The organism is Neobacillus drentensis, from assembly GCF_036965425.1.
GTDB lineage: Bacteria > Bacillota > Bacilli > Bacillales > Cytobacillaceae > Neobacillus > Neobacillus drentensis_F.
The window spans coordinates 1-3,903 of sequence record NZ_JBALPP010000087.1 but is presented as its reverse complement, the minus strand read 5'-3'; the positions used below and the strand labels follow the sequence as shown (position 1 = coordinate 3,903).

The following is a 3,903-nucleotide window of genomic DNA, read 5'->3' as shown; positions in this document are numbered from 1 at the left end:
TGGAGCGCAAATCAACAACCAAGTTTAAAAGGGCCAAATAAAAAATTCTTTCTTTATAAGTGAAGCCAATTGGGTGTAAAATGAAATTTATATTTTAATAATTTAATTGGAAAAAGGAGCAAAATCTTTGAAGGAACTCAACAACAAATTTCAAGAACAGTCCCTTTTTAGTATTTCTTGGCCGTTGCTCATCGAGCTGGCACTCCATATGGGCATGGGAATTATCGCGACGTTAATGTTAAGTCATTATTCGGACAATGCTGCTGCTGGTGTAGGGGTTGCAAACCAGCTTCTGAACATATTTATTTTAGTTTTCACGGTTACATCAATTGGCGCCACTGTTTTAATCAGCCAAAACCTCGGCGCAGGCCGTCTGAAGAACGCACGTCAGTTATCCCGCTCCGTTTTTGGGCTAAACTTTTGGTTCGGCATTACGATAGCGATTATCATTTTTTTCTTTGGCGGACACCTTTTGAGTTTATTTGACATCCATGGCAAAGTATATAGCTATGGTCTAACGTTTGTGCGAATTTGCGGAATCTCCCTCTTTTTCGAATCGATCTCACTTGCTTTAAGCGCCGTCCTTCGCAGCCATGGGTACACCAAAGAATCAATGATTGTAACAGTAGTAATGGACTTTATTAGTATTGCCGGAAATATCATTGCTCTGTCAGGGTTATTTGGAATACCGGTTACAGGTGTAACGGGAGTTTCATGGGCCATGGTGGCAGCTCGTGCCTATGCTGTCGCTGCCCTGATCTATCTTGTCTACAATCGGCTTTCACTTAAGCTAGAAATAAGCGATATCTTCAAAGCTAAAAAAGAGGATATTAAAGCGCTGCTTTCTATTGGCATTCCGTCCGCTGGAGAAAATCTTTCTTACCAGTTATCTCAGCTGGCAATAACCAGTTTTGTCGTTTCAATGGGAACAGCCTCCCTGGCAGCGAGAGTCTATATTTTAAATATTAATATGGTTTGCTTTTTATTTACGCTCGCAATTGCTCAAGGTACACAACTTCTAGTTGCACGTTACATCGGCGGCAAACAGTTCGACAAGGCCCTTCGCCGCGGTATACGTACATTAAAAATCGCAATGGCTGCCTCAACTGTTACTTCATTGATCATAGCTTTGATTGGCTCGCCGATTTTAAAGTCTTTTACAAATGACACAAGTATTATTGCCATCGGCCTCCCTGTGCTATGGGCGATCGTGTTTGTTGAACCTGGCCGGGCGATGAATATCGTTTTAATGAACTCACTTAAATCCGCTGGCGATGTTCGATTTCCGGTTATAATTGGAATCATTTCCATGTGGGGAATAGCAGTCTCCCTAAGTTATTTACTAGGAGTGCATTATGGACTGGGCCTATTAGGAATTTGGCTGGCCACGGGTGCAGATGAGTGGCTCAGGGGCTGCTTCGCATTAAGACGCTGGCAAATGAAACCTTGGGAGCGGTTCAGGAAAGCACATGTAACTGTTTAATTAGAATGAAAAAAGTGGTATCCCCATTAAATTGGGATACCACTTTTTTCATCCATTTGGAAAAGAAACTGCCCGAGTTGGTCTGCAGGTAAAGGCTTACTAAATAAATAGCCCTGGCCAATATCACAAGCATTATTCTTTAAAAAAGATACCTGTTCTTCTTTTTCAATTCCTTCTGCAATTACGGTAAAGTTCAAATTCAAGCCCATATCAATAATCGTTTTAACCATCATTCCTTGATTGGAATGATAAAGAATATCATCAACAAAGGATTTATCGATCTTGATTTTATCAATTGGAAGATGCTTTAAATAACTGAGCGAGGAATAGCCTGTTCCAAAATCGTCTATGGATAACAAGACTCCAAGTTCTTTCAATTGATTTAAAATAATCGTTGAATTCTCCAGGTTTTGCATAATACTTTCTGTAATTTCAAGCTCTAGCTGGCTGGCCATCAAATCAATGTCATCTAGTAAGGTTGAAATAAATTCAATAAGATGATCATCTTCAAACTGCCTTACGGAGACATTCACCGCAATTGGAAAATCGCGATGGCCAGCAATCTCCCACCTTTTCCTTTGTTCACAAGCTTCTTTCAATACCCATTTACCAATTGGGACAATCAATCCTGTTTCCTCTGCAAGTGGAATAAATTCAGAAGGCGAAATAAACCCATGTTCAGGATGGTGCCAGCGGAGCAATGCTTCGATTCCAACAACCTCTCCTGTTGTCAGGGACATCTGAGGCTGATAGAAAAGCTTCAATTGATCTTGCTCCAATGCTTTCCGTAATCCATTTTCCAGCTCCATTTTCCGAATCGAGATCCCGTTCAATTGAGAGGAATAAAATTGAAAGTTATTCTTTCCACTCTCTTTCGCTTTGTACATGGCAATATCAGCATTTTTTATGAGTGTTTCCTCATCTGTTCCGTCATCAGGATAAATGCTGATACCGATACTAGGAGAAACAAAAAATTCTTGGTTATTTACCTCTAATGGATGGGCAAATTCATTCAGAATCCGCCCCGCTATCTCTGAGGCCTTCTCCCTGTTGATATCCTCTAGCAAAATAATAAACTCATCGCCGCCCTGTCTCGAAACAAAACCTTCGCTTTCAACCGCCATTTCCAATTTGCCCGCAACCTTTTGAAGAATGATATCTCCAATCGTATGTCCTTTTGTATCATTAATGATCTTAAAGCGGTCCAAATCAAGGAACAATACCGCCAGCATTTTTTCCCCTTGCCGCTTCAAGACTTTATTTAACTGTTGTCTAAACCGATTTCGATTTGGGAGTCCTGTTAATGTATCAAAATAGGCCATTGTCTTAATGGTTTTCTCTGCTTTCTTTCGTTTCGTAATATCCCTGCCTACAACCTGAACGGCAAATCTGCCTTCATAAAGAATCGGAGTTGAAGCCATTTCCACATCAATCATCTCGCCATCGAGCCGTTTTACTTGAAATTCAAGTCTCATTCTCTCTTGATCACGGTTACCTGTGTTTCCCGATTTATTGGAAAATCTTTCGACTATGTTTGGCGGGACAAACCTCAAAGGCGATATCCCAATTAATTCATCTGGACTGCTGGCTCCAACTAACTTCCAGCCTGCTTCGTTAATATATTCGATTTTAAATCGGCTAACAACTGCAATAATGTCTGGTGACATTTCTACTAGACTGCGGTACCGGTCTTCACTTTCTTTTCGGTCAGTGATATCAAATAATACACTATTAAAATCGACAAAATTCCCTTTACTATCTAAAGTTGGGAACCCCCTGTCCTGGATCCAGCGTACTTCACCGTCAGGTCGGATAATTCGATATTCACTGGTAACAGTCTCACCTGCGGCTACCTTTTTTTCTCTTTTTGATAAAACATGTAAATCCTCTGGGTAGATTACTTTTTTCCAAAGGTTGAGATCTTCATAAAAATCGGTATAGGAATACCCGTATAATTTTTCAATCCCAGGCGTAATTAAAAGTGTATCTGATTTTAAATCATGTGACCAAATCGCCACATCCAGTGTATCAAATATATTTTTTAATTTTTGTTTATTTTGTCTGAGTTCCTCATCGTATCTCCTGGAACTTTTCATCATGAAAGGTAGACTTCCAAACAGAATAACGATGGATGTAAACTTTAAGAATGTTATAGATGGAAAAAATATTGAAATGACAACATCTAATAATTCTGATAAAACAAGAAGGCAAAAGATGAGGATCCAATTAACATTATATTCAAAAAATTTGCTTCTCCCATGGTTTCTCCTTTTTCCACCCTATTATTCACTTAATATATGATATATTTCTATCTATAAAATAACAAAAATATTTTTACATAACAAATCAATTTTAGATCAATTGGAAGCGATTACACCGTTTTCCTACCCTGAACCACATCATTCATGAGAGTGTATGAA

Annotated in this window: 2 protein-coding genes; one reads left to right on the top strand and one right to left on the bottom strand. The window is 39.2% G+C overall.

The genetic code is table 11. From position 1 onward, the window contains the following. The first annotated feature begins 127 nt into the window (after nucleotides 1-127). On the top strand, nucleotides 128-1,483 hold the full coding sequence (locus V7161_RS20585; RefSeq protein ID WP_335714748.1) for an MATE family efflux transporter: 1,356 nt from the start codon (nucleotides 128-130) through the stop codon (nucleotides 1,481-1,483). Nucleotides 1,484-1,509: 26 nt separating this feature from the next. Here V7161_RS20585 and V7161_RS20580 read toward each other — a convergent pair whose 3' ends face one another. After that, entirely contained in the window at nucleotides 1,510-3,582 is a 2,073-nt protein-coding gene (locus V7161_RS20580; RefSeq protein WP_335714747.1) for an EAL domain-containing protein, read from the bottom strand. Nucleotides 3,583-3,903 lie beyond the last annotated feature (321 nt).